Origin of the sequence: Streptomyces sp. GSL17-111, assembly GCF_037911585.1 — a bacterium.
Lineage (GTDB): Bacteria > Actinomycetota > Actinomycetes > Streptomycetales > Streptomycetaceae > Streptomyces.
Genome location: NZ_JBAJNS010000001.1, coordinates 4,336,089 through 4,360,658 on the forward strand (window position 1 = coordinate 4,336,089; position 24,570 = coordinate 4,360,658).

Consider the following 24,570-nt stretch of genomic DNA (forward strand, 5'->3'; position numbering starts at 1 on the left):
AGGATGGAGAACCACCCCCTGCGCGGGACGCCCGCATCTTCACACCTACCAGACTGCCGGACGGTTTCTCTTGGCTGAGTTCATCTACACCATGCGCAAGGCGCGCAAGGCGCACGGCGACAAGGTGATCCTCGACGACGTCACCCTGAACTTCCTGCCCGGCGCGAAGATCGGTGTCGTGGGCCCCAACGGCGCCGGCAAGTCGACCGTGCTGAAGATCATGGCCGGTCTGGAGCAGCCCTCCAACGGCGACGCCTTCATCTCGCCGGGCTACAGCGTCGGCATCCTCCTGCAGGAACCGCCGCTGGACGAGTCCAAGACCGTCCTGGAGAACGTCCAGGACGGTGTCGCGGACACCAAGGGCAAGCTCGACCGGTTCAACGAGATCGCCGAGCAGATGGCGACCGAGTACACCGACGAGCTCATGGAGGAGATGGGCAAGCTCCAGGAGCAGCTCGACCACGCGAACGCCTGGGACCTCGACGCCCAGCTCGAGCAGGCGATGGACGCCCTCGGCTGCCCGCCCGGGGACTGGCCCGTCACCAACCTCTCCGGTGGTGAGAAGCGCCGCGTCGCACTGTGCAAGCTGCTCCTCGAAGCGCCCGACCTGCTGCTGCTGGACGAGCCCACCAACCACCTCGACGCCGAGTCGGTGCAGTGGCTGGAGCAGCACCTGGCCAAGTACCCGGGCACCGTCGTGGCCATCACCCACGACCGGTACTTCCTGGACAACGTCGCCGAGTGGATCCTGGAGCTCGACCGCGGCCGGGCCTACCCCTACGAGGGCAACTACTCCAAGTACCTGGAGACCAAGCAGGCGCGGCTGAAGGTCGAGGGGCAGAAGGACGCCAAGCGCTCCAAGCGCCTCAAGGAGGAGCTGGAGTGGGTCCGCTCCAACGCCAAGGGACGGCAGGCCAAGTCCAAGGCGAGGCTCGCCCGCTACGAGGAGATGGCCGCCGAGGCGGAGAAGACCCGCAAGCTGGACTTCGAGGAGATCCAGATTCCGCCGGGTCCGCGCCTGGGCAACGTCGTCGTCGAGGTGGCGAACCTCTCCAAGGCCTTCGGTGACAAGGTCCTCATCGACGACCTGTCCTTCACCCTGCCGCGCAACGGGATCGTCGGTGTCATCGGCCCCAACGGCGCGGGCAAGACGACCCTGTTCAAGATGATCCAGGGCATGGAGGAGCCGGACTCCGGCGCGATCAAGGTCGGCGACACCGTCAAGATCTCCTACGTCGACCAGTCGCGCGCGAACATCGACCCCAAGAAGACGCTGTGGGCCGTCGTCTCCGACGAGCTCGACTACATCAACGTCGGCCAGGTCGAGATGCCCTCGCGTGCCTACGTGAGCGCCTTCGGCTTCAAGGGCCCGGACCAGCAGAAGCCCGCGGGCGTGCTCTCCGGTGGTGAGCGCAACCGGCTCAACCTCGCGCTCACCCTCAAGCAGGGCGGCAACCTCCTCCTCCTCGACGAGCCGACCAACGACCTCGACGTGGAGACGCTCTCTTCCCTGGAGAACGCCCTGCTCGACTTCCCCGGCTGCGCCGTGGTCGTCTCCCACGACCGCTGGTTCCTCGACCGCATCGCGACGCACATCCTCGCCTACGAGGGTGAGAGCAAGTGGTTCTGGTTCGAGGGCAACTTCGAGTCGTACGAGAAGAACAAGATCGAGCGGCTCGGCCCGGAGGCGGCCCGTCCGCACCGCGCCACCTACAAGAAGCTGACCCGGGGCTGACGCACGTGCGCCATCACTACAGCTGCCCCCTGCGCTGGTCGGACATGGACTCCTTCGGGCACGTCAACAACGTCGTGTTCCTGCGGTACCTGGAAGAGGCCCGCGTCGACTTCATGTTCCGGCTCGCGCGGGAGGCGGCACCCGACGCCTTCACCAGCGGCGCCGTGGTGGCCCGGCACGAGATCGACTACCTCCGGCCGCTGGTGCACCGGCACGAACCGGTGGAGATCGAGACCTGGCTGACGAAGATCAGCACCGCCTCGATCACGGTCGGCTACGAGATCAAGGACACGACGACGGTCTACGCACGCGCCGCCACCGTCGTCGTGCCCTACGACCTGGACCTCGGAAGGCCGCGCCGACTCAGTGCGGCGGAGCGGACCTTCCTGGAGCCCTACCTCGATGACACCTGCCATGTCCCCGCCTCGCCTGACGCTCGCTGACGCCGGGGAGGCGGCCGCGACGGCCGCCTTCCTGCAACGGTTGGTGCGCTGGGAGAAGACGGCCGCCGTCCGCATCCAGGCGGGCGGCGGTGTCGTCGCGCTCTTCGCGCGCCCGGCCCGCTTCGAGGTCCTCGCCGTCCGCACGGCGCGGCTGGGCGAGCCGGCCCGTACCTTCGACACCACGGTCGCGGCGGGCGAACTGCTGGAGCTGCTGGACGAGCGCGCGCGCGTCCTCGCCGTGCCCGCCGCCGTCACCGGGCCGCCCTGGGCCGGTGTGCTGCCGCCCCGCAGCGGCTGGCAGCGGCTGGGGGAGCTGCCGTCGGACGCCGTCCGCTCGGTGGCCGCGGCGGCCGTCGCGGAGTTCCGCCGCCGTGCCGAGGCGCTGACGCCGCAGCAGCGCACCCGCGCGGAGCTGGACGGGCTGGCGGACGAGATCTGGTCCCGGCCGCTGGGCCGGACCGGGCTTCCGCTGCGGGCCGCGCACGCCGCGCACGCGCTGGGCTTCCTCGGCGGCCCCGAGCCGCTGGGCCTGCTGTCGGCGGGCCCGTGGTTGCGCCTGGCCACCTCGCAGGGCTCGGTCGCCGTCCGCACCGGTCGCGCGGAGGGCCTGTCCGTCAGCCCGGCGTGACGTCCGGGGCCGCCGGTGGCGGCCCCGGCGGCGTGGATCCGACGATCAGCCAGGCGTGTTGATCATGGAGTTGGCGGCGTAGACCAGGTAGTCCCAGAGCTGCTTCTCCAGGTCGGCGGGCAACTCCAGGGAGTCCACGGCGTCCCGCATGTGCCGCAGCCACGCGTCGTGGGCGGCCTGGTCGACGCGGAACGGAGCGTGTCGCATGCGCAGCCGCGGGTGGCCGCGGTGGTCGCTGTAGGTGCGGGGTCCGCCCCAGTACTGCATGAGGAACAGCGCGAGGCGCTCCTCGGCCGGGCCCAGGTCCTCCTCGGGGTACATGGGACGGAGGAGTTCGTCACCGGCGACGCCTTCGTAGAAGCGCTTCGCCAGCCGTCGGAACGTCTCCTCGCCGCCGACCTGCTCGAAGAACGTCTGCGTCTGCACGGTGCCTCGCGGAATCTCCATCACGTCCCCCATGGTCGCAGATCGCGGAGCGGTCCGGCCCGGCCGGCCCGCTCCGATCACCGCACGGCGCTGGGACGTCAGGCGTCGTCCCAGCGGAAGACCCGCCAGGAGATCGCCGTGAAGACGGCGCCGAACAGCAGCAGGCCGCCGATCACGGGCAGGACGTCGCCCCAGCTCTCCCCCCGCGAGAGCACCCCCATCATGGAGTCGTTGAGATAGGTGAGCGGCAGGAACTCCGAGACCGTCCGGAGCCACTGCGGCGCGCCGTCCAGCGGGAAGAACGCCCCGGACAGGAAGGCCATCGGCAGCACGATCATCTGTGCCAGGCCGTTGGCCGCCTCCTCCGTCTTGGCCCAGGCACCCGCCAGCAGACCGAGGGACATGAACGCCAGGGTCCCCGCGAGGACGAGCGGGACGGACAACCACCAGTCGCCCGTCAGCCGAAGGCCGTAGTAGGGCAGCGTCGCGACGCCGAGGAAGATCGCCAACTGGGTCAGGGCCAGCACGACGTTGACGCCGACGCGGGCGCCGATGACCGAGGAGGCGTCGACCGGCGCCAGCCACAGCCGTCGCAGGATGCGCTTCTTGCGCCACGACACCAGGTTGAACGCGGGCCCGAAGACGGCCCCCATGGCCACCGCCCAGCCCAGCAGGCCCGGCGTGAGGTACTGGATCGGCTTGATCGACTCGTCCTCGACCTGCTGCGCGGCGAGCGTGTGGGCGGGTGGCTGGCCCGTCGCCGCCTGGTTGGCCTGCTGGACGATGGAGTTGACCAGGGAGCGGACGGTACCGGCCCGGACGGAGTCGGCGGCGGAGAAGCGCAGCTCCACCTCGTCGGCGCGCTGGAACACCACCGCGTCGACGTCGCCCTTGCGGACGTCCTCCAGCGCTTCGTCCAGGGCCTCTTCGGAGCCGTCGGTCTTCTCGATCTCCAGTACCCCGCGCAGCTCGGCCCGCCGCTCGTCGGGCAGCTCGTCCAGTACGGCGACCTCGCCGACCTGCACGATCTCCGACTCGGAGGCGCCGGAGTCCTTCACCAGCGCCCCGAAGAGCACGAGGAACATCAGGGGGAAGAGGAGCATGAAGAAGACGGCCGCCCGGTCGCGCAGCAGGCCGAGGGCCATGGCCCGCGAGAGCGTGCGCAGCGAGGTGGGCCGGCCCGAGGCAGTGGGCGCGGGCCCGTCGCCGTGTGCCGTGCCCCGGCCGACCTCCCGGGTGTCCGGACCGTCCTGCGCCGTCATTCGCGGTACTCCCGTCCGGTGAGTTGGAGGAAGACGTCCTCCAGGGAGGCCACGCCCAGTTCACCGATCAGCTCGGCGGGCGGCCCGACGCGCAGGACGCGGCCGTGGTCCATCACGGCGACGCGGTCGCACAGGGTCTCGGCCTCGTCCATGTAGTGCGTGGTGAGCACCACGGTGCGCCCCTCGGCCTGGATGCCGCGCAGCAGGTCCCAGAGGTTGCGCCGGGCCTGCGGGTCGAGCCCGGTCGTGGGTTCGTCGAGGAAGACCAGCTCCGGATCGTGCACCAGCGCGCAGGCGATCGACAGCCGCTGCTCCTGGCCGCCGGAGAGCTTGTCCTGCCGCACGTCGGCCTTGTCCGTCAGCCCGACGCGGTCGAGCATGGCGTCGGCCCGCTTGCGGGAGATGCCGTAGAGCTCCCCGAAGGTGTGGATCTGCTCGCGTGCGGTGAGCCGTTCGAAGAAGGACGACGCCTGGAGCTGGACGCCGATCCGGGCGAGCAGTTTCTTGTTGCGCGGCCAGGAGGGCTCGCCGAGGAGGGTCGCCCGCCCCTCGTCGGGCCGGCGGAGCCCTTCGACGATCTCGAGTGTGGTCGTCTTGCCCGCGCCGTTCGGTCCCAGAATGCCGTAGAACTCGCCGTAGGAGACCTCGAAGGAAACCCCGTCGACCGCTTGAACATCCCCGTACCGCTGGCGCAGTCCTTCGACTGTGATCGCAGCGTCAGTGGTCATGCTCCTGACGCTATAGGGCGTCGATCACTCTCGGCCACCTTCTCACCCGAGCTCGTTCGCGTCCCGGAACCGGCCGGGCCCGGAACCGTCAGGCCCGACGCACGGTCAGGGTCGTCCAGGCGCCGACGTGGACGCGGTCGCCCTCGTGCAGGGGCACCGGCACGAACGGCTGGATCGGGTCCTCGCCGCCGTTGATCGTCGTGCCGTTGGTGGAGTCCTGGTCGACGACCGCCCAGCCACCGTCGGGCTGTTGCACGAGCAGCGCGTGCTGGTGCGAGACGCCCGGGTCCTCGGGCGGCCGGGAGAGGTCGATGTCGGGGGCCTCACCGGTCGACTGCCGCCTGCGGCCGATCGAGACCTGCTGCCCGCTGAGCGGCACCTGCTGCTCGGGGGAGTAGGCGGGGAGGTTGAGCGTCGCGCCCTCGGGGCCGCTGCGCTGCATCATCGCGGTGAAGTACTCGCGGTCGGGGCCGACGGTGACCATCCACCCCGTCCCCCGCGCCTGCGTCCCCGCTCCGGGGCCCGGGTAGCCGTAGCCACCCTGCCCGTGGGGCTCCCCGGACGGCGTCGAGGGCGGAGCGATGTTCCAGTCGCCCTGTTCGGGGGCGGAGTGCGCGGGCTGCCGGGGCTGCTGCGACAGCGGCTCGGCCGGCCGGTTCATCTGCGAGGGCCGGGACCGCTCGTACACCGGCGGCGGACCCTGCTGGAGGAAGCCGGGCGGTGGCGCGGGCGGCGCGTAGGCCGTCGGCGACTGGGTGTGGAAGTTGTAGCGGCACTCCTCGCAGAACGGAGCGTGCGGCTCACGCGGCGTGCGGCACTGCGGGCACAGCTCGGTGTGCTGGGTCGGTCCGGACGGCATGGGCGCGGCCGGTCCGGGCCGGTCGGGTATGCCGCCGCCGGGCTGCTGCGGCATACCGGGGCCGGGCGGCGGCGCCTGCTCACCGGGGTAGCCGTAGCCGCCGCTGCCGCCCTGCCCGCCGTGGCCCGGGTGGCCGCCGTGGCCCGCGAGGCCGTCGTGACCGCCGGGTCCGTCGTACGGCGGGGGCGGCGGGGGAGCCGGGTACCCGTACCCGTAGCCGTCCGGCGCGGGAGCCGGAGGCGCCGGCGGGGGCGGGGGAACGGCGCCGGGCGCCCCGGGTGCCGTCATGCGGTGTCCGCACACCTCGCACCAGTCGTCGGCCGCCGACCGGTGGCCGTTCGGACAAGTCGGCATGTCGGGCTTCCCCCTCCGTGCGGCGCCGCAGCGCGGTCAGTTGGCGGCCTTCTTGACGCGCACCGTCTTCGTGGAGCGGGTTTCGAGCGTCATCTCGTCGGCCTCGGCGACCTTCGCCTTGAGTCGAACAGTACCCGCCGCCACGTCGACGACGTCCACCACCTTCGCCAGGAGCTTGGCGGTCTCACCGTTGCCGGAGGCGGCGGCGAGCTGCACCGCCCGACCCAGTTTCGCCGTCGCCCCACCCTCGTCCCCGGCCCTGCGCGCGTCCAGGCCCTGCTGGATGACGCGGGCCAGTTCCGCCTGGCCGGTGTAGTGGGCCACCTGCGGGTTGATGGCCGTGGACGCGGCGCTGTCGTCCGTCCACAGGGCCCGGACCAGCCCCTGGCCCAGCACCTCGGGAGCGTCACCGGGCCGGGGGCGGATCAGCGAGACCCGCGCCGCCAGCATCTCCCGGCCCACCGCCGCAGGCGGTACCCGCACGCACACGTGGTAGTCGCGGGACTCGTCGCCCCATGAACCCGTCGGATAGTCCCCGGCGCGCGGACCGGCCTGCGCCCGGCGGCCGGTGAGGTCCACCACCGTCGGCGCCACCTGCTTGACGAAGGCGATCTCCGCGCCCTGCGGCGTCCACAGCCGCAGCGCCACGTCGCCGATCTCCTTGCCCATGGCGGCGGCCATCATGCCGGTGAAGTCGGTGGCCAGTCCGGCGGGGTCGGCGACGATGTCCGCCGTGCCCAGCAGGGCCGTGGCGATGCCGGTGACCTCCTTCACCTCCCAGTCCGTGCCCACGCCGCGCGCGTCACAGGTGAACCGCCCGGCGCAGGCGTTCAGGGTCTCCCGGAGCGTCTCGGGGTCCTCGTGCTCGTTGCGTCCGTCGGTGAGGAGGATGCCGTGCCGGACGGCCGCGTCGGAGGAGGCGAGGAGAGCGTCCGCGAGCCGCAGCCAGGTCCCGATGGCGGTGCCGCCGCCCGGCGTCAGCCGCCGCACCGCCTCCTTGGCGGAGGCGCGCGTCGCGGCGTCCGCGACGGCGAGCCGGCCGCCGCCGGGGTAGATCTCCTTCGCCGTGTGGGTCCCGGCGACGACGGCGAAGGCCACGCCGTCGCGCACGGCGTCGACGGCGGCACGCGTCGCCTCCCGGGCGTTGCGCATCTTCGCGGGCGGGTAGTCCATCGAGCCGGAGCAGTCCACCATCAGGACGACGGCGGCCGGCGGCGCGTCGGGCGACCGGTCGCGGGGCGCGTCCCCCTCGGGGCCGTGCGGGGGGCCCGGCAGCGGCAGCCCGCCCGTCGTGCCGCCGCCCGTCGCCGTCACCGTGACGATCGCGTTGACCTCCTGCCCGTGCTCGGGCAGGTAGGGGTTCTGGTACACGTCGACCGAGAACCGCGGCACGTTGGACTTGGCGAAGTTGGCCATCTATCGCTTCTCCCCCCGGAGTTGCACGTCAGGCCGATCCTGCCCGCGGCGCCGTCGCCGGGAACGGGATGACGGCCACTGTTACGTTGTCGTGCCCGCCGCCCTTGAGGGCGTGATCGACCAGCTGCCGGGCGGCCGGGAGCGGCCGGGACCGGGCGTCTCCGGGCACGGCGTCGGCCATGTCCCGGGCCGACTCGGCGTAGTTCCACAGGCCGTCGGTGCACACCACCACCACACCGGGGTGCTCCGGACGGAAGGACGCGGTGTGCGGTTCGACCTCCTCGGCGTCCGCGCCCAGCCAGCCGGTGATGGCGTGGGCGCGCGGGTCGGCGAAGGCCTCGGCCTCGCTCATCAGCCCGGCGGCCACCATCTGCGCGGCCCAGGAGTCGTCCTCGGTGAGCCGGGCGGCCGGGGCGGAGCGGTCCTCGGGCACCCAGTACGCGCGGCTGTCGCCGACCCAGCCGACGGTCAGGACGTCCTCGGCCACGACCGATCCGACGATGGTGCAGGCCGGGGCGTTGTGGCCGCCGTCCACCCGGGCGTCCGCCAGCGCGGCCACGGCCCGGGCCGCGACGCCGAGGGCCTCGTGCAGGGCGTGCGGGGGCTGGACGCCGCGCGGCAGGGTGTCGAGCATCGCGTCGCGGGCCGCGCTCGCGGCGGCGGCCGACGCCTCGTCGGGGCGACTGGAGGACGAGACGCCGTCGCAGACGATGGCCACCACCGCCGGGCCCGCGCCGGGCCGGGGGGCGGTGGTGATCGCGAAGGCGTCCTCGTTGCGGTGGTGCCGCAGACCGCGGTCGCTCGCGGCGGCCACGCCGGGCACCTCCTGTTCGAGGTGGTCGCGTCCGCGCGGTCGCGCGTGGCCGCACAGCTCGCAGTAGCCGTCCGCGTCGAAGCCGCCGGTGCCGCACCCGGTGCACGTTCCCGTGCGGCCCGCGCCCGGCGCGGCACCGGCGGACGGTTCGGCGCCGCCGGTGCGCGGATCGGGTGCGCCGGGGGCCGGCCCGGCGGGCGGCGGGATCGCGGGCGCGGGGTCGGCGCCCTCCGGCCGGGGGCGTCCCGGGGCCGCCGCGGGCTCGGTCGGCACCGCGCCGGGGTCGGGCGGCGCCAGCGTGAAGTCCGGGACGGTGGGGGTGCGCACGGCGGACGCGGCGGTCCGCGCGGGTTCCGGCACGGCCTGCCGCCGGGCCGGGGCGCCGGGCGGCACGGCCGGACGCGGTGGCCTGTCGGGCGGTGGTGGCGCGGCGGGTGGCGCGGCGGGTGGTGGCGGCGTGGCCGGGGCTGCGCCCGTCGGCGGCGCGGCGGGGGCGTGCGGGGCCGGGGCCGTCAGGCTGCGGCCGCAGCCACCGCAGTAGAGGTCGCCCTCCTCCAGCGGTTCGGCACACCCGGGGCAGGTGGAGTATCGGTCGAGCTGCGGCATCCTCACACCCAAGTCCTGGGGCGGAGACGGTTGGCCCGCTCCACCCATGAGATCCTCTCGCTCCCGCTCTGCGCCAGCCGCGCCAGCCGTCGGCAGGAGCCCTCCAGTCCCAGACGCAGTCCGCTCTCGGTCGGTTCGCTGCCGAGCAGCGGACCGGCTCCGGCGGGTGCGCCGGGGGCCGTCGGACGTCCGGCCAGCACCCAGTCCAGGGCCCTGCCCAGCACCTCGGTGGCCAGCCGTTCCCGGCGCCGGGCGTCGAGCCCGAGCGTCCGGAGCCGTTCCAACTCCCGCGCGGCGGCCTCCACGTCGGGCAGGACGGGCTCGTGGGGGCCGCGTTGCCGCAGCCGGGCGGAGATCGCCGCGACCCGTGCCGCCACGTAGTGGATGGAGGATTCGGGCACCGACTCCAGCGCCGTCACCGCACCCGCCCGGTCGCCGCCGGCCAGCCGCACCCTGGCCAGGCCGAAGGCGGCGCTGACGTGGTTCGGGTCGGTGGACCACACCAGCCGGTAGAACTCCTCCGCGTTGTCCCACTGGCCCAGCAGCTCGGCGCTCACCGCTAGGGCCAGCTTCGGCGCGCACTCGCCGGGGAAGGCGTCGTAGACCGCGTCGAAGGCGAGCGCGGCCGTCTCCAGGTCGCCGTTGACCAGACCGGCCACGCCCCGGTACCAGACCACCCGCCAGTCCTCCGCGTACCGCTCGGAGAGGTGGGCCAGGTCGGCCGCTCCCACCGGCTGCGCCGGCGCCACCGGTGCCAGCTCCAGCTGCGCCCGCAGGAAGCGCAGCCGCAGCTCCACGGAGTCGGCCGGCGCCGAGCGCAGGGCGACGTGCAGGTCCGCCGGGGTGGCGCCGGTGAGTCCGGCGAGGAACCCGGCGTTCGGGTCCTCCGGGTCCACGGCGGGCACCGGCAGGGCCAGCGCCGCCGCTCTCGGCTCCAGCGGAGTGACCGTCACCGGCCCGACGCCCGCCGGGGCGGCCCGCACCGGGGCCCGTCCGCCGCCGCGCGCCGTCGGACGGGCCCCGAGCAGAGACACGTCCTCGTCGCTCCGGGGCAGCAACTCGGTGCTCACCACCCGTAGTTCCGGTCCGAAGAGGGTGGAGACCGCCGGTCGCGGCTGCCCGCTGCGGACGGCCACCACCTCCCGCAGCACTCCCGTGAGCTGCTCCGCCATCTCGGCCGCCGAGCCGAACCGCCGTTCCGGGTCCGGGTCGGTGGCGCGCACCAGGAAGCGGTAGAACGACTCGTACCGCGTGAAGACCTCGACGCTCTCCGGGTCGGGCAGGCTGTCGACGTACATGTTCGTGTAGCCGCGGAAGTCGAACGTCAGCACGGCGAGCGTGCGGGCCACGGTGTAGAGGTCGGAGGCCACCGAGGGCCCCCGCTCGGCGACTTCGGGCGCCTGGTATCCGACCGTCCCGTACACCGCGCTCTCGTGGTCGTCCATGCGGCGCACGGCGCCCAGGTCGATGAGCTTGAGCTGGTCGTGCTGCTGGATGGCGTTGTCGACCTTGAAGTCGCAGTACAGCAGGTTCCTGCCGTGCAGGTGGCCGATCGCCTCCAGCGCCTCGATGCCGAACGCGCACGCCTGCTCGACGGGCATCGGGTCGCGGCGGCCGTCCGGACCGCGCCGCTCCTCGGCGAGCTGCTTGAGCGACTTGCCGCCCACGTACTCCATCACGATGTAGCCGTCGAGGCTGCCCGTGCGCTGGTCGAGGTGCTCGACGAAGTTGTAGATGCGCACGATGCCGGCGTGCTCGATCTCCGCGAGGAAGCGGCGCTCGGAGATCGCCGCGGCCATCGCGTCCTGGTCACCGGTGTCCAGCAGGCCCTTCAGCACGACCCAGCGATCGGAGACGGCGCGGTCCACCGCGAGGTAGATCCAGCCGAGACCGCCGTGGGCCAGGCAGCCCGCCACCTCGTACTGGCCGTGCACGACGTCCCCCGGGTTCAGCTTGGGGACGAACGAGTACGGCTGTCCGCACGTGGTGCAGAAACCCTCCGTACGGCCCGGCCGTCCGGCCCGGGACCGGCCGACGGGGCCGCCGCAGTCCGCGTTGCCGCAGAACCGCTTGCGCTCGGGGACCTCGGCGTTCTCCAGCACGGCGGACGCCGGGTCCGCGCGCGGCACCTCCGGCACGGTGACCAGCCCGGCGCCGAGCCGGTGCCGGGAGGTCCCGGCCGAGCCCGACGCCCGTGAGCTGCGCACCGACAGCGAGCGGGCCCGCAGCGCTCCGGTCACCGAACGGGACAGCCGCCCGGAGACCGACCGGCGGGAGGACTGCGAACGCGCGGACGAGCGCCCCGAGGACGCCCCCGACCGAGGCGTCGGCACCGCACCCCCGGCGCCGGAACCACCCGTGCCGGAACCCGCCGAGCCCGGGGCTCCCCTGCCCGACGGCACCGATCCGGAGGGCGCCTCGGCCCGGGGCGGCGGGGGCGCCACGACGGGGGAGAGCCCGCACGTGTCGCAGTACAGCTCGCCCCCGCCGACGTCCTCGTACACCCCCTCGCAGCCCCGCTGCTGGCACGTCCGCCGCTGCGCGCTCATCGTCCGCCTCCCCCCGTCACGTCGTTCTCCTCCGCGCCCGTGGCGGGCGGGGCCAGCAGCTCCGCCGCGAAGCGCTGGTAGCGCAGCACCGCGCGTTCGGCCGTGCGCAGGTCGCAGGGCGCGCTCCACAGCAGACGCCGGGCGGCGTCGTACCGTTCGGTCAGCAGGGGCTCCTCGGCCAGTCCGTGCCGGGCGACCTTGGCCCGGTACGCGTCCAGCCGCCCGCGCAGCTCGGCCCGGACGGCGAGCGGCGCCGTCACCGCCGCCAGCTGGTCCCGCGCCCGCTCCAACTCCTCGTCCGCGCGCTGCTCCAGGCCGTCCAGCAGGGGCGACAGCCGGTTCCACCGGGCCTGCCTGCGGTGTTCGGCCGCGGTGCCGAGCTGCTCGTGCAGCGCCGTCGCCGGGCCGCTCACGGCCGGTACCTCGGACGCCGCGATCTTCGCCAGCACCTCGCCGCGCGCGGTGCGCGCCTCGGCGAGCGTCCGGTCGGCGCGGGAGAGGACGTCGCGCACCCGCATGAGCCGCTGCTCGGCGTCCTGCCGCACGCCGAGCACGGCGTCGATCTCCCGGCGCACGTCCTCCAGGGCCCGTGCCGCCCGGTCGTACCGGGCGGTGTCGGGACGTCCGCCGCCGGGCGCGCTGCTGCCGCCCTCCGCCTGCCAGAAGGCGAGCGGGTCGGTGATGACCTCCCGCCGCAGCGCGGCCAGTTCGGCCGTGATCTCCTCCAGGTCGTCACCGGCCGGGTGTTCGCCCTGGCGGACGCCGACGGAGTGGGCCAGCGAGCGGATGCGGCTCAGCTCGGCTGCGAGGAGGTCGATGCGTGCGGGCAGCACCGACCAGACGGCGTCGGCGGCCACCACGACGTCCAGCGCGCGGGCGTACCCGGCGTTCATCCGGTCGACCAGCTCCGACAGGCTCAGCCGCTCGGCCAGCCGTCCGCCGCGCGCGCCCGTCTCCCCGCCCAGGGTGACGCCCTCCCCGCGCAGCAGCTCGGACAGGGCGGCGAGGTCCTCCCGCGCGGGCCAGCGGCGCCTGCCGCGGATCTCCCGGGCGGTGGCGAGGGCGTCGGTGTAGCGCTCGAACTGGTTCCACAGCACGCTGATGGCGGCCTCGGCCGCGGCCCAGCGGTGCTTGGTGGTGCCCGTCAGGTCGGCGCCTTCCAGCAGCCTGCGCCCGGCGTGGTCCTGGAGGGCGAGCAGCGAGGACTCGATCGCCTCGTGCTCCGCGCCGAGCCGGGCCAGCGTCCGGTCCACCTCTTCCCGGTCCGGCACCGTTCCGGAGGATTCCGCGGACCCCATCGACCACCTCGCTGCTCTCGTCCGGACTGCACCATCCTCATACCCGCCACCGTCGCCCGCCGTACGCGCTCAGTCCCGGTACTGCGGGGTCGGCGGTTCGGGCGTCCGGTCCGGCATGACGTCGGCGAGCCAGCGGTCGTAGGACGCCCGCCACGCGCTGTCGTCACCGCCGGAGCGGAAGTCGTCCAGCACCTGGTTGACGCGGCGGACCAGGTCCTCGTCCGCCAGGTTCATCGCGATTCCGTACGGCTCCGTGGTGAACGGTTCGCCGACCAGCTCCACCGTCGGGTCCTGCGCGGCCAGTCCGGCGGCCAGGGCGCTGTCCGTCACGACCGCGTCCACCTCTCCGAGCTGCAACCGCACCAGGCAGTCGAGTTGGTTCGGCACGAGCAGTTGGGAGGAGCCGAAGTCCTCCCGCTCCATGGCCGCTGCCGCCGTCGAGCCCCTGGCCGAACAGGTGCGCAGGCCCCGGAGCGAGTCGTCGTGCCCGGTGACCTCGGAGGAGCGAGGGGCGAGGATCTGCTGCCCGGCGGTGAAGTACGCCGTGGAGAAGGCCACTTCGGCCCGGCGCTCGCAGTTGACGGTCATGGTGCGCACCACCATGTCGACCTCCCGTTCCCGGATGGCCGGAATGCGCTGGTCGGTGGGGATGGTGCGGTAGACGATATGCGGGTCGTCGCCGAGGAGATCGCGGCCGACGGCCTGCACCAGGTCGATGTCGAAGCCGTCGATGGATCCGGTGTGCGGGTTGCGGTAGCCCCACAGGTAGTTGTTCTGGTCGACACCGACGACGAGCTGACCGCGCTCCCGGATGCGTTCCACCGCCGCGCCCGCCTCGTCCGACGGACGCAGACTCGCCGCCGCCGGGGTGCCGTCGTCGCACCGCTCCGGCGCCGCCGCAGCGGTGGGCGCGACCGTCTGCGGGCGGACGTGCGCCCGCCCGGCGGTCCCCGTGCCGTCCCCCGCGCTGTTCCCCGCGCTGTTCCCCGGGACGTCCGCCGGGGCGTCGTCCGGGGCGTTGCCCGGGGAGAGCAGCGCCGCCGTCAGCACGGCGGCCAGTACGGGGGCGAGGGCGGCGAAGGTGATCAGCGTCCGGCGCCGCCCGCCGCGCCGCCCCGCTGGCCGGGCGCTCTCCGAGGGCGCCGCCCCGCCGTCCGCGCGCGACGTCGCCGGTTCCGCTTCCCCGGCGGTCCCGGCCGCCGTCCGCCTGGCGCTCATCGTCCCGTCCTCCCCGCTCACCGGTACTCCGCCAGCCGACGTCCGATACCCGCCACGGCTCCGGCCCCGGCGGCCAGGGCCAGGACGCCCGCCCCGAGCGCCAGCCCCGTGAGCGCCGAGCGGCCCGCACCGGCGGCGGCGTCGAACTGGTCCTGCTCGTGGGCGATGGCCTCGCGCAGCGCGGCGTCCACCCGGTCGAACGCCTCGCCGGTGCTGTCCTCGGGGCCGATCACCTTGGCCACCGCCGCAGCGTACTCGCCCGAGTTGTCCAACTCGCGTACCTCGGTGTGGCGTTCGTCCCACTCCCGGGTCTGCTCCCAGGCCTCGTCGACGGCCGCGCGGCCTGCGGGGCCGTCCGCGAGGCGCACGGCCTCGCGCAACAGCCCGGCACCGGAGGGCTCGCTCCCGGAGCCGAGCAGCTCCTCCATGCTCTCCCGGTAGGTCTTCTCGTACTCCGCGCCCGCACCGCGCGCGACGAGCGTCATGCCCTCGTCGCCCCGGGCCTCCAGCGCGGCCACCCGCGACGCGTTGAGGGCGTCCAGGGAGCGGGCGCCGTTCGTCCGGGCGTCGTCCAGTCCGGACCACGCGAGGGCGTGCCCGACGGTGAGCCAGCCGAGCAGGAGGAGCGTCGCCGCGCTCGCGGCGAGGAGCCCCCGGTTGAAGACCCGGTTGGTGCGCAGGAAGTGACGGCGCTGAGCCCAGCCCAGCACTCCCAGACAGACCACTCCGAGCAGGAGCGCCTGCCAGGGCCAGGACGTCGCCTCCTCGTGGTCGCGCTGGTAGCGGGCCGCCTCGGTCTCGTAGAGGGTGCGGGCCGCGGGCAGCAGCACGTCGCGCATCTGCTCGTCGGCGTAGCGCAGGTAGGCGCCGCCGATCGGCAGCCCCTGCCGGTTGTTGGCCCGGGCCGCCTCCACAAGACCGGTGTAGACGGGTAGTTGGCGGTTGAGGACGCTCAGCCGGCTGCGGGCCGTCCGCGAGCCCTCCCCGCCGGCCGCCGCCTCGGTGATCAGCTCGGCGGCCTGCCGGATGTCGTCGTCGTAGCGGTCGCCGACCTCCCGGCTCTCCTCGCCGCCCGCCAGGAAGCCGCTGGCCGCCGTGGTGTTGGCGTCGGCGAGCAGCCGGTGGATCTCGGCGGCGTCGGCGCTGAGCGGCTGGCTGCTGCCGATGACGTCGTCCGCCGCCGAGGAGCGCGTCGCCACCTGGGAGGCGGTCACGGCGCCGAAGGCGAGCAGCAGGACGACGAGCACGGCGCCGATGATCCGCAGGCGCCCCGGCTCGGTCGTCGCGGCGGCCTTCACCCGGCGCAGGGCCTCGGCCCGCAGCGCGCGGCCGGACGGCTCGGGCGGCACCGCCGCGCCGGGCGGCCCCGGCGGGCCCGGCGGCGCAGCCGGGCCCGCCGGGGCCGGCTGCACGGTCGGCGGCTGCGTCACGGTGTGGGACCTCCCCCTCGGTCACTCATCGAACCCTCCCCGGTTACCCGGTGCAGTATGACGCGTGACCGCCCGTGCCGCACGACCCGTCCGGGCTGCGGGCGCCGATCGTGACGACACGGTTGCACGGCCCCCTACCGGGTAACGGCGCTCGGGGGAGCGGTGGACGGGGAACGCGAAGGCCCGGCGTCAGGCAGAGGCTCTGCCGTCGATCCGGGCCAGTGCGTCGTCCGCGCCGTACGGTTGCAGGTACGGCAGCCAGCGCGGATCGCGGTGCCCGGTGCCGATGATGCGCCACGCGAGGCCCGTCGGCGGGGCCGGCTGGTGGCGCAGCCGCCAACCCAGCTCGGTGATGTGCCGGTCCGCCTTGACGTGGTTGCAGCGACGGCAGGCCGCGACGACGTTGTCCCACGCGTGCTGTCCGCCGCGGCTGCGCGGGACGACGTGGTCGACGCTCGTCGCCGTCTGTCCGCAGTAGGCGCAGCGCCCGCCGTCCCGGGCGAACAGCGCGCGCCGGGTCAGCGGCACCGGGCCCCGGTAGGGCACCCGCACGAACCGCTTGAGCCGCACCACGCTGGGGGCGGGCACGGCCTGGGTCGCGCTGTGCATCAGGGCGCCCGAGTCCTCAAGGCTGACGGCCTTGCCGTTGAGGACGAGGATGAGCGCGCGGCGGAGCGGTACGACACCGAGTGGCTCGTACGACGCGTTGAGGACCAGGACATGCGGCACGGTGCCTCCTCTACGTCTGCGGCACGTGGCTCGTGCCGGGACGATCTCCCCTCAGTGTGTCCCGGCGGGGGGTCGGCGCGCCACCACGATCACGTAACGCGGTGCCCGTGTTCTGCGCCACATCCCACGTCGGCGCCTGCGCCCCGGGCGCAGCGGGGGCGCGCGGGGGCGCGTGGGGGTGCGACGGGCGGCGCCGAGGACGACATGTGCGCCTGCCCTCCCGCCGCCGGTGCCGCTTAGGCTGTGCGCCGTGGACGACACCGTGAAGGACGCCGGCCGCCGCGCCGACGAGGCGGCGGGCTGGCTGCAGAGCAACTGGGAGAACTGGCTCGGCGCGGGGCTGCGCATCGTCCTCATCGTGGTCATCGCCCTCGTCCTGCGGGCGGTGGTGCGCCGCACCATCACCCGCCTGGTCGCCCGGATGAACCGCCCGGGTGAGGAGGGGGACGGGGCGGGCGGCGGACTCGGCAGCCTGCTCATCAACGCCGAGCGGCGGCGGCAGCGCTCGGAGGCCATCGGGTCGGTGCTGCGCAGCGTCGCCTCGTTCCTCATCCTCGGTACCGCCGCGCTGACCGTGCTGTCGGTGTTCAGCATCAACCTCGGGCCGCTGCTCGCGAGCGCCGGTGTGGCGGGCGTCGCGATCGGCTTCGGCGCGCGCAACCTCGTCACCGACGTGCTGACCGGCATGTTCATCCTGCTGGAGGACCAGTACGGCGTCGGTGACCGCGTCGACGCCGGGGAGGCCGTCGGCACGGTGTTGGAGATCGGCCTGCGGGTCACCAAGCTGCGCGGTGACGACGGGGAGATCTGGTACGTGCGCAACGGGGAGATCAAGCGCGTCGGCAACCTGAGCCAGGGCTGGGCCACGGCGGCGGTGGACGTACAGGTGCGGTCGGACGAGGATCTGGACGCCGTCCGGCGGGTCATCACCGACGCGGGCCGGGCCATGGCGGGCAGCGCGCCCTGGGACGAGAAGCTCTGGGGCCCGGTGGAGGTGCTGGGCCTGGACGCGGTGACGATGGAGTCCATGACGGTGCGGGTCTCGGTCCGCACGATGCCGGGCGAGGCGCCGCCCGCCGCGCGGGAGCTGCGCTGGCGGGTCAAGCAGGCCCTGGACGCGGCGGGCATCCGCATCGTCGACGACGCCGGGCTGTCCCTGGAGAAGGGCGTGCCCCACCAGGGGTGAGGCGCCGTGCCGCGCGGGGCCACCGCACCGCTCCGCTTCCGCTCCGCCGCACCGTTGACCCCGCGAGTGGTCTAGTCCTATCGTCCGAGTGGTGAAGCTCGCAGTGGTGGGCGGTGGCTCCACCTACACCCCGGAACTCATCGACGGATTCGCCCGGCTGCGGGACAGCCTGCCGGTCGGCGAACTCGTCCTCATCGACCCGGACGCGGTACGGCTGGAGCGCGTCGGCGGACTCGCCCGCCGCATCTTCGCCCGGCAGGGCCACCCCGGCCGCGTCACGCTCACCGACGACCTCGCGGCCGGTGCCGAGGGCGCCGACGCCGTCCTCGTCCAGCTCCGCGTCGGCGGGCAGGCGGCGCGGCTGCGGGACGAGACCTGGCCGCTGGAGTGCGGCTGCGTCGGCCAGGAGACGACCGGAGCCGGCGGCCTGGCGAAGGCCCTGCGCACCGTGCCCGTCGTCCTGGACATCGCCGAGACCGTGCGCCGGGTCGCCCCCGACGCGTGGATCATCGACTTCACCAACCCCGTCGGCATCGTCACCCGCGCCCTGCTGGACGCCGGCCACCGCGCCGTCGGCCTGTGCAACGTCGCCATCGGCCTCCAGCGCACCTTCGCCGAACTGCTGGACCTGCCCCCGGACTCGCTCCACCTCGACCACTACGGGCTCAACCACCTGACCTGGGAACTCGCCGTGCGGCACGGCGGCCCCGACGGGCCCGACCTGCTGCCCCGGCTCGTCGCCGACCACGGTGCGCGCATCGCCGAGCGACTGAAGCTGCCGCCCGCGCTGCTCGCCCGTCTCGGCGCCGTCCCCTCCTACTACCTGCGCTACTTCTACGCCCACGACGAGGTGGTGGCGGAACTGCGGGAACAGCCCGCCCGGGCCGCCGAGGTCGCGGCGATGGAGGAGCGGCTCCTGGAGATGTACGCCGACCCCGCCCTGGACACCAAGCCGGAGCTGCTCGCCTCGCGCGGCGGCGCCTTCTACTCCGAGGCCGCCGTCGCCCTGGCCGCCGCCCTGCTCGGCCGGGGCGCACCGGGCACCGCGCCGGGGCCCTCCGTGCAGGCCGTCAACGTGCGCAACGCCGGGACGCTGCCGTTCCTGCCCGACGACGCGGTGGTGGAGGTCCCCGCCCGCGTGACGGCGCGGGGCGCCGAACCGCTGCCCGCCCCCACCCTCGACCCGCTCTTCGCCGGACTGGTCGCCCATGTCACCGGCTACGAGACGCTCGCTCTGGACGCGGCCCTGCGCGGGGGGCGGGACCGCGTCTTCGCCGCCCTCCTGGCACACCCCCTGGTCGGCCAGTACGACCGGGCCGAGGCGCTCACCGACCGGCTGCTGGCGCACAACCGGGACCACCTGCCGTGGGCCTGAGCGGCGAGGACGCCACGCGCCGCGTCCTCGCGGTGGACGCCGGGAACAGCAAGACGGACGTGCTGCTCGCCGACACCGGCGGCCGGGTGCTCGGCACCGCGCGGGGCCCGGGCTTCCGGCCCGCGACGGGCGCGGCGGACGCGGCGGAGCGGGCCGTCGACACGCTGGCCGGGACGGTCCGGGCGGCGCTGGCCGCCGCGCCCCCGGCGCGTCCCGGCGCCGCCGTCCACCACCTCGCCGCCTGCCTGGCGAACGCCGATCTGCCGCGTGAGGAGCGCGCCCTGGCCGCGTCCGTCGCGAGCCGGGGGTGGGCGGCGTCCTCGCAGGTCGTCAACGACACCTTCGCCGTGCTGCGGGCGGGCCTGCCCGACGACGGCTCCCTGCGGCACGGCGTCGCGCTCGTCTGCGGTGCCGGGATCAACTGCGTGGGCCGGGCCCCCGACGGCCGGGTGCACCGCTTCCCGGCGCTCGGCGCGCTCTCCGGCGACTGGGGCGGCGGCGGGGGACTGGCCGACGCCGCCCTGTGGCACGCCGCCCGGGCGGCGGACGGACGCGGTGCCCCCACCCTGCTCGCCCGGGCCCTGCCCGCGCACTTCGGACTCCCCGGTATGCCCGAGCTGATCGAGGCCCTGCACCTGGGGGAGCTGCCGCCCGAACGACGGCACGAGCTGACGCCGGTCCTCTTCGCCGTCGCCGGGGACGGCGAGGGCGACGGCGACGAGGTCGCGGGGCGGCTCGTGGACCGTCAGGCGGACGAGATCGTCGCGCTGGTCCGCGTCACGCTCGACCGCCTCGGCCTGCTCGGGGAGCCGACGCCCGTCCTGCTCGGCGGCGGCGTCGCGGCGGCCCGGCACCCCCGGCTGCACGGCCGCGTGCTGCGTCGGCTCGCCCGGGAGGCGCCGCAGGCGACGGTCACGGTGCTGTCGGTGCCGCCCGTCCTCGGAGCGGCCCTGCTGGCGCTGGACGCGGCCGGCGCCGCACCGGAGGCCCACGCCGCGCTGCGGCGGCGGTTCGCCGACACCCGGGGCGGCTGAGCCGGGCGCCCGGGCCGGGGCATAGCCTCACCCCGTGCTGACCGGCTGGGCGTTCCTCCTGCTCATGGGCGGCGTCGTGTTCTTCGGCGCCGCCGTGCAGCGGCTTGCCGGTATCGGGTTCGGCCTGGTCGCCGCCCCCTTCCTCGTGTTGCTCGTCGGCCCGATGGACGGAGTGTCGACGGCGAACTGCGCGGGCATCGCCATCAGCGGCCTGGGCCTCCTCGCGACCTGGCGCGGCGTCCGGCTGCGGTCGATGGTGCCGCTGGTCGCGGCGGCCGCCGTCACCGTGCCGCTCGGCGCGCTGGTCGCCCGGGGGCTGCCGGAACCGGTGCTGCTGACGGCCATGGGCGCCCTGCTCAGCCTGCTGGTGCTGCTCATGGTCCGCGGTGTGCGGCTGCCCGCGCTGCGCGGCACGGCGGGGGCCGTCACGGCGGGGGCGGCCAGCGGGTTCATGAACTCCTCCGCCGGCCTGGGCGGCCCGGCCGTCTCGCTGTACGCCGTGAACGCCGGGTGGTCGGCCCGCGAGTTCGTGCCGAACGCCCAGTTCTACGGGCTGGTGGTGAACGTCTTCTCGATCGCCGCCAAGGGGCCGCCCGCGCTGAGCGGCGGAGCGTGGCTGGTGACCGGCGCCACCCTGGCGGCCGGTCTCGTGGCCGGGCACCTCGTCGCCGCCCGGACGCCGGAGGGCCGGGCCCGCCGGGTGATCCTCGCCCTGGCCCTCGGCGGCGGTCTGGTGACCCTCGCCAAGGGCCTGTGGCAACTCGTCCCCGCGCTCGTTTGACCTGAAGTCGACTTCAACTTCTACCGTTCGGGGCATGACGCACTCCACCGCACGGTCCTCCGGCGCACCCACCACCGACGCCGCCCCTCGCTCGCCGAACGCCACCCGCTTCACCTCGCCGACGCCGGGGAGGGCCCCGGCCGCCGCACCGCCCGAGTTCACTGACGAGGAGGTCCTCCGGCAGCCGCTCGGCTACTGGACGGGTGCCGCGAGTGAGGCGATCGTCGGGTTCATCAACGACAACCTCGCCCGCGGCGGGGTCCGCCAGCCGCACTGGTGGACGCTGAACCGGGTCCGCGAAGCCCCGCAGGGGCTCACCCGCGACGAGGTGGTCGAGGTCGTCGGCGCGAGCCGCCCCTACGTGGACGTCTCCGACCTGGGGACGGCCGTCGACGAGCTGGTGGAGCGCGGCCTGCTCGCCACTGGGGACGGGGGCAGGCTCCACCTCACCGCGGCGGGCGACACGCTCGTCGACCACCTCTGGCAGGAGGTGCTGCCGCCCACCCTCGCGCAGATCCGCGCGGGGATGTCCGACGCGGAGTACGTCACCGTCGTCCGGCTCCTCCACCGCATGATCCACAACGTCGGCGGGGACGCCGGATTCCGCCCCTGAGGGCGGTGACGGGAGCATCCGGCGGCAGGCCGCCGGGGCCGCCGTCCGGCACCCGGTGCCGGACGGCGGCCCCGGCGGAGCGGACGCGCGGAGGGGCCCGGCGCGCGCCAGGGGCGTTCGCTGCCGTAAAATCTGGTGTGTCCTGACCGCTGAGCCGTGTGCTGTGCGTTGACAGCCCGGCCTCACCGACAAAATCACCGGTGCTCTCGCGACGTGACCTAAGACACGTTTCGGTGACGAACGCGGATGCCCGCGCCCGCAGTGGGTATGGCACCGGGTGTCCAGCTTGTCGTCCACGAACGGAGGCCCCTGTGGCCGCGTCCGCCGAACTTCTCACCACCCTCATCCCCCTGCCCAAACAGGACCGGGCGGACGAGGGTGATCCTTCCAAACGCATCCTGGCCGCGCTGTCCCACCCGGACTCCGGTCTCGACGGCTCCTGCACCTGCGGCTGCTTCGAGGCGCCGCTGACCAGTGAGCCCCCGCTCGCCGACGTCGCCCCGCTGACGAGCGAGCCCCCCATCGCCGCCGAGTTGCCGCTGACCAGCGAGCCGACCGGCGCCGGCTTCGGCGCGGAGTACTCGGAGATCTGATGGGCCGCCTGGCCCGGCTTGCCGCAGCACACGGCGTCGCGACCTCCTACGCGCCCGGCCCCGGCCGGACGGTCGACGTGCCGCAGGAAACGGTCGTCGCCGTCCTCGCCGCGCTCGGTGTCGACGCCTCCACCCCCGAAGCCGTCCGCCAGGCCCTCGACGCACACGGGCAGCAGGCCTCCGCTCGCCTGCTGCCCCCCACCGTCGTGCTGCGTTCCGGCCAGGACGACCCGGCCGCCTCTCTGCCGCCGCTGCCTCCCGGGACCGCACTGCGGGTCGACACGGAGGACGGCGGTCGCTGCGACCCGGGCCCCGACCTGCCGCTCGGCGTGCACACCCTCCGGGCACACGCCCCCGACGGCCGCTCCGCCCGCTCCGCCCTCATCGTCGCCCCCCGGCGGTTAGCCCTGCCCGACGGCCGCTCGCACGGCCTGATGGTGCAGCTGTACTCCCTGCTCTCCTCCCGCTCCTGGGGCATGGGCGACCTGGCGGACCTCGCCGAACTCGCCGCCTGGGCCGGCCGGACCACCGGCGCCGGGTTCGTCCAGCTCAACCCCCTGCACGTGGCCGTGCCCGCCACCGGTGACGCGGCCACCGACCCCTCGCCCTACCGGCCCTCCTCCCGGCGCTTCGCCGACCCCGTCCACCTGCGCATCGAGGACGTCCCCGAGTACGCCTACCTCACCGGGCCCGCCCGCAGCCGCATGGAGCGGCTCACCGAGCGGGCCGCCCGGCTGCGCGACGGTGTCCTGCGCAAGGACGCCCACATCGACCGGGACGCCGTGTGGGCCCTGAAGCGCGACGCGCTGGAACTGCTCCGCGCTGTCCCGCTCGGCCCCGGCCGCCGCGCCGACTACTGCGCCTACCTGGCACGGGGCGGCCAGGCCCTGGAGGACCACGCCCTGTGGTGCGCCCTCGCCGAGCTGCACGGACCCGACTGGCGCTCCTGGCCCACCGGCCTGACGGACCCCCGCTCCGCCCGCACGGCCCGCGCCCGCACCCAGCACCTGGACCGGGTGGACTTCCACTGCTGGCTCGCCTGGCTCACCGACGGCCAGCTCGCCCGGGCCCAGCGGGCCGCCACGGACGCCGGCATGGCCGTCGGCCTCGTGCACGACCTGGCCGTGGGCGTGCACCCCTCCGGCTCCGACGCCTGGGCCCAGCAGGACGCCCTGGCCGCCGGGATGTCGATCGGCGCTCCGCCCGACGCCTTCAACGCCGCCGGGCAGTGCTGGGGCCTGCCGCCCTGGCGGCCCGACGCGCTGGCCGCCTCCGGATACCGCCCCTACCGCGACCTGCTGCGCGGCCTCCTGGCGCACGCCGGAGCCCTGCGGGTGGACCACGTCATGGGGCAGTTCCGGCAGTGGTGGGTGCCCGAGGGCGCGCCGCCCGCGCACGGCACCTACGTCCGCTACGACGCGGGGGCGATGCTCGGGGTACTCACCCTGGAGGCCCACCGCGCCGACGCCATGGTGATCGGTGAGGACCTGGGCACCGTCGAGGACGGCGTGCGCGAGGAGCTGGCCGGACGCGGCGTGCTCGGCACCTCGGTGCTGTGGTTCGAGCGCGACTACGCGGGGGACGGGAAGCCGCTCCCGCCCGCCGGCTGGCGCGACGCCTGCCTGGCGACGGCCACCACACACGACCTGCCCAGCACCGCCGCCCGGCTCGGCGGCGACCACGTCCAGCTGCACCACCGGCTCGGCCTGCTGGGTGAGCCGCTGCGCACCGCCCGCAGGGCGGACGCCGCCGAGCGCGCCGAGTGGCTCGCCCTCTTCGCCCGGCTCGGCCTGCTGCCGGGCGGCCACGGCGACGAGGAGGCCCGCGTGCGGGCCGTCTACCGGTTCCTCGCCGCCACCCCGGCGTGGCTGGTGGGCGTGTGGCTGCCGGACGGCGTCGGCGACCGGCGCCCGCAGAACGTCCCGGGGACGTCCCTGGAGTACCCCAACTGGCGGCTGCCCCTGGCCGACGGTGCGGGGCGTCCCAGCACGCTGGAGGAGCTGCTGGCCTCCCCCCGCCTGCACGCCCTCCTGACGGACCTGGACGCCGCCATGGCAGCGCCCAGGTCCGTGGCTCGGGAGGCGCGCTAGCCGACCCCGGGTGAGCGCGGCGCGGAGTCGTTCGCTACGTTGAGACCGTGGTCAAGAACTATGCTGCGCGCGCCGGACTCGTCGGCGCCGTCACGACGCTGATGCTGCTGACGTCGTCCCCCGCCTTCGCGCTCACGCGGGACGACGGTGACGACCCCGGCACGAAGGGGCTGAGCGTCGCCGAGACGCTGGGCCTCTACGTGGGCGCACCGCTGCTGCTGTTCCTGCTGATCTGCGGTCTCGTCATGGTGGGCGACAAGACCCGCAAGGAGAGCTGACCCTCCCGATCCCGTCGAGGGCGCCCCGGGCCGACCCGCCCGGGGCGCCCTCACGCATGTCCGCACCCCGAGCCCCGGGCCGTGCCCGCCACGGCCCGGGTGGCAGGGGGCGCCCGAGGGGCGGG

Annotated in this window: 22 protein-coding genes; 11 read left to right on the forward strand and 11 right to left on the reverse strand. The window is 74.7% G+C overall.

The window, feature by feature from the left end:
* The first annotated feature begins 70 nt into the window (after positions 1-70).
* The 3 genes from ettA to V6D49_RS19365 are packed head-to-tail and all read left to right on the forward strand — an operon-like array spanning position 71 to position 2,806.
* On the forward strand, positions 71-1,735 hold the full coding sequence (gene ettA / locus V6D49_RS19355) for an energy-dependent translational throttle protein EttA (RefSeq protein ID WP_340561474.1): 1,665 nt from the start codon (positions 71-73) through the stop codon (positions 1,733-1,735).
* Between the two features lie 5 nt (positions 1,736-1,740).
* Positions 1,741-2,178 carry an acyl-CoA thioesterase gene (locus V6D49_RS19360; protein WP_340561476.1) on the forward strand — a complete coding sequence of 146 codons (438 nt, stop codon included), beginning with the start codon at positions 1,741-1,743 and terminating at the stop codon, positions 2,176-2,178.
* Positions 2,150-2,806 carry a hypothetical protein gene (locus tag V6D49_RS19365; RefSeq protein WP_340561477.1) on the forward strand — a complete coding sequence of 219 codons (657 nt, stop codon included), beginning with the start codon at positions 2,150-2,152 and terminating at the stop codon, positions 2,804-2,806. The genes V6D49_RS19360 and V6D49_RS19365 overlap by 29 nt, the downstream gene beginning before the upstream one ends.
* 45 nt (positions 2,807-2,851) lie before the next feature.
* On the opposite strand, the gene V6D49_RS19370 is transcribed toward V6D49_RS19365, so the two are convergent.
* From V6D49_RS19370 to V6D49_RS19420, 11 genes are all read right to left on the reverse strand, one after another.
* Positions 2,852-3,256 (reverse strand): globin, encoded by a 405-nt coding sequence (locus tag V6D49_RS19370; RefSeq protein ID WP_340561479.1) that lies wholly within the window; start codon positions 3,254-3,256, stop codon positions 2,852-2,854.
* A gap of 74 nt (positions 3,257-3,330) precedes the next feature.
* Complete coding sequence (locus tag V6D49_RS19375; protein ID WP_340561481.1) at positions 3,331-4,494, reverse strand: ABC transporter permease; 1,164 nt, start codon at positions 4,492-4,494, stop codon at positions 3,331-3,333.
* A complete protein-coding gene (locus tag V6D49_RS19380) occupies positions 4,491-5,222 on the reverse strand; it encodes an ABC transporter ATP-binding protein (RefSeq protein ID WP_340561483.1) in 732 nt (243 codons plus the stop codon). Before V6D49_RS19380 ends, V6D49_RS19375 begins: the two co-directional genes overlap by 4 nt.
* 88 nt (positions 5,223-5,310) lie before the next feature.
* Entirely contained in the window at positions 5,311-6,435 is a 1,125-nt protein-coding gene (locus V6D49_RS19385) for an FHA domain-containing protein (RefSeq protein WP_340561485.1), read from the reverse strand.
* A gap of 36 nt (positions 6,436-6,471) precedes the next feature.
* Positions 6,472-7,851: a VWA domain-containing protein gene (locus V6D49_RS19390; RefSeq protein WP_340561486.1), complete on the reverse strand. Its 1,380-nt coding sequence runs from the start codon at positions 7,849-7,851 to the stop codon at positions 6,472-6,474.
* Between the two features lie 28 nt (positions 7,852-7,879).
* On the reverse strand, positions 7,880-9,271 hold the full coding sequence (locus tag V6D49_RS19395) for a PP2C family protein-serine/threonine phosphatase (protein WP_340564141.1): 1,392 nt from the start codon (positions 9,269-9,271) through the stop codon (positions 7,880-7,882).
* A gap of 2 nt (positions 9,272-9,273) precedes the next feature.
* Positions 9,274-11,820, reverse strand: coding sequence for a serine/threonine-protein kinase (locus tag V6D49_RS19400; RefSeq protein ID WP_340561488.1), 2,547 nt, complete (start codon positions 11,818-11,820; stop codon positions 9,274-9,276).
* Positions 11,817-13,118 carry a hypothetical protein gene (locus tag V6D49_RS19405; protein ID WP_340561490.1) on the reverse strand — a complete coding sequence of 434 codons (1,302 nt, stop codon included), beginning with the start codon at positions 13,116-13,118 and terminating at the stop codon, positions 11,817-11,819. The genes V6D49_RS19400 and V6D49_RS19405 overlap by 4 nt, the downstream gene beginning before the upstream one ends.
* Before the next feature lie 69 nt (positions 13,119-13,187).
* Complete coding sequence (locus tag V6D49_RS19410) at positions 13,188-14,336, reverse strand: glutamate ABC transporter substrate-binding protein (RefSeq protein WP_340561492.1); 1,149 nt, start codon at positions 14,334-14,336, stop codon at positions 13,188-13,190.
* A 17-nt stretch (positions 14,337-14,353) separates the two neighbouring features.
* Positions 14,354-15,766 carry a hypothetical protein gene (locus V6D49_RS19415; RefSeq protein ID WP_340561494.1) on the reverse strand — a complete coding sequence of 471 codons (1,413 nt, stop codon included), beginning with the start codon at positions 15,764-15,766 and terminating at the stop codon, positions 14,354-14,356.
* A 189-nt stretch (positions 15,767-15,955) separates the two neighbouring features.
* Complete coding sequence (locus V6D49_RS19420) at positions 15,956-16,495, reverse strand: HNH endonuclease (protein ID WP_191207992.1); 540 nt, start codon at positions 16,493-16,495, stop codon at positions 15,956-15,958.
* Between the two features lie 241 nt (positions 16,496-16,736).
* Between V6D49_RS19420 and V6D49_RS19425 the strand changes: the two genes are divergently transcribed.
* From V6D49_RS19425 to V6D49_RS19460, 8 genes are all read left to right on the forward strand, one after another.
* Positions 16,737-17,681, forward strand: a complete 945-nt coding sequence (locus V6D49_RS19425; RefSeq protein ID WP_445330654.1) for a mechanosensitive ion channel family protein — start codon at positions 16,737-16,739, stop codon at positions 17,679-17,681.
* Positions 17,682-17,772: 91 nt separating this feature from the next.
* Positions 17,773-19,056 (forward strand): 6-phospho-beta-glucosidase, encoded by a 1,284-nt coding sequence (locus tag V6D49_RS19430; protein WP_340561496.1) that lies wholly within the window; start codon positions 17,773-17,775, stop codon positions 19,054-19,056.
* The gene (locus V6D49_RS19435) at positions 19,047-20,090 is read left to right on the forward strand and encodes an N-acetylglucosamine kinase (protein ID WP_445330552.1); all 1,044 of its coding nucleotides are present in this window, start codon (positions 19,047-19,049) and stop codon (positions 20,088-20,090) included. Before V6D49_RS19430 ends, V6D49_RS19435 begins: the two co-directional genes overlap by 10 nt.
* Positions 20,091-20,124: 34 nt before the next feature.
* Positions 20,125-20,871 carry a TSUP family transporter gene (locus V6D49_RS19440; RefSeq protein ID WP_445330553.1) on the forward strand — a complete coding sequence of 249 codons (747 nt, stop codon included), beginning with the start codon at positions 20,125-20,127 and terminating at the stop codon, positions 20,869-20,871.
* A 34-nt stretch (positions 20,872-20,905) separates the two neighbouring features.
* Positions 20,906-21,484: a MarR family winged helix-turn-helix transcriptional regulator gene (locus tag V6D49_RS19445; RefSeq protein ID WP_340561498.1), complete on the forward strand. Its 579-nt coding sequence runs from the start codon at positions 20,906-20,908 to the stop codon at positions 21,482-21,484.
* A 311-nt stretch (positions 21,485-21,795) separates the two neighbouring features.
* On the forward strand, positions 21,796-22,077 hold the full coding sequence (locus tag V6D49_RS19450) for a hypothetical protein (RefSeq protein ID WP_191207988.1): 282 nt from the start codon (positions 21,796-21,798) through the stop codon (positions 22,075-22,077).
* Positions 22,077-24,167 carry a 4-alpha-glucanotransferase gene (malQ, locus tag V6D49_RS19455; RefSeq protein WP_340561500.1) on the forward strand — a complete coding sequence of 697 codons (2,091 nt, stop codon included), beginning with the start codon at positions 22,077-22,079 and terminating at the stop codon, positions 24,165-24,167. The genes V6D49_RS19450 and malQ overlap by 1 nt, the downstream gene beginning before the upstream one ends.
* A gap of 47 nt (positions 24,168-24,214) precedes the next feature.
* On the forward strand, positions 24,215-24,445 hold the full coding sequence (locus V6D49_RS19460) for a hypothetical protein (protein WP_340561502.1): 231 nt from the start codon (positions 24,215-24,217) through the stop codon (positions 24,443-24,445).
* The last annotated feature ends 125 nt before the right edge of the window (positions 24,446-24,570 follow it).

What these genes read in the sequence shown, in the direction of transcription:
- V6D49_RS19375 (WP_340561481.1), bottom strand. Translation starts at nt 4,494, where the DNA reads ATGACGGCGCAGGACGGTCCGGACACCCGGGAGGTCGGCCGGGGCACG.
- V6D49_RS19385 (WP_340561485.1), bottom strand. Translation starts at nt 6,435, where the DNA reads ATGCCGACTTGTCCGAACGGCCACCGGTCGGCGGCCGACGACTGGTGC.
- V6D49_RS19410 (WP_340561492.1), bottom strand. Translation starts at nt 14,336, where the DNA reads ATGAGCGCCAGGCGGACGGCGGCCGGGACCGCCGGGGAAGCGGAACCG.
- V6D49_RS19405 (WP_340561490.1), bottom strand. Translation starts at nt 13,118, where the DNA reads ATGGGGTCCGCGGAATCCTCCGGAACGGTGCCGGACCGGGAAGAGGTG.
- V6D49_RS19395 (WP_340564141.1), bottom strand. Translation starts at nt 9,271, where the DNA reads ATGCCGCAGCTCGACCGATACTCCACCTGCCCCGGGTGTGCCGAACCG.
- V6D49_RS19365 (WP_340561477.1), top strand. Translation starts at nt 2,150, where the DNA reads ATGTCCCCGCCTCGCCTGACGCTCGCTGACGCCGGGGAGGCGGCCGCG.
- V6D49_RS19445 (WP_340561498.1), top strand. Translation starts at nt 20,906, where the DNA reads ATGACGCACTCCACCGCACGGTCCTCCGGCGCACCCACCACCGACGCC.
- malQ (WP_340561500.1), top strand. Translation starts at nt 22,077, where the DNA reads ATGGGCCGCCTGGCCCGGCTTGCCGCAGCACACGGCGTCGCGACCTCC.
- V6D49_RS19380 (WP_340561483.1), bottom strand. Translation starts at nt 5,222, where the DNA reads ATGACCACTGACGCTGCGATCACAGTCGAAGGACTGCGCCAGCGGTAC.
- V6D49_RS19390 (WP_340561486.1), bottom strand. Translation starts at nt 7,851, where the DNA reads ATGGCCAACTTCGCCAAGTCCAACGTGCCGCGGTTCTCGGTCGACGTG.
- V6D49_RS19400 (WP_340561488.1), bottom strand. Translation starts at nt 11,820, where the DNA reads ATGAGCGCGCAGCGGCGGACGTGCCAGCAGCGGGGCTGCGAGGGGGTG.